Source organism: Streptococcus suis (assembly GCF_002960445.1).
Taxonomy (GTDB): Bacteria; Bacillota; Bacilli; order Lactobacillales; family Streptococcaceae; genus Streptococcus; species Streptococcus hyiners.
Window position 1 is genome coordinate 1 of the sequence record NZ_POJD01000269.1, and the last position, 358, is coordinate 358.

1 protein-coding gene is annotated in these 358 nt (G+C 38.8%); it reads right to left on the bottom strand.

The genetic code is table 11. The features are described 5' to 3' along the window. Positions 1–358: lipopolysaccharide biosynthesis protein (locus C1G53_RS09615; protein WP_153046701.1), on the bottom strand; the 358-nt coding region annotated here is incomplete at both ends.

The window sequence follows — 358 nt, forward strand, 5'->3', positions numbered from 1 at the left end:
ATCATGGGAATAAATCCCATACTGAAACGATACTCAGATCCACCTAACAACATCGCTAATTCAGGGTAAATTGTTAGAAATCCAAAAGTCACAAACAGGCCAATCGCCAGATAGTAACGGACATAACTGAGCAAATCTTTATCTGCACCTCTCTTTTTCTCAAAATACCACGGACACCATACCGTATTCAAGCTCGAAAACACAATTTGTAAGATAGACGCAAGTGTGTAGCCGAAACTGTATAGGGCTACATCTGACAGTGTTAGCATCTTGCCGAGCATGATTCTGTCAAATTGATTGAGTACATTATGACCTAATCCATGAAAAATAAGAGGAATCGATATACTTAAACCATACC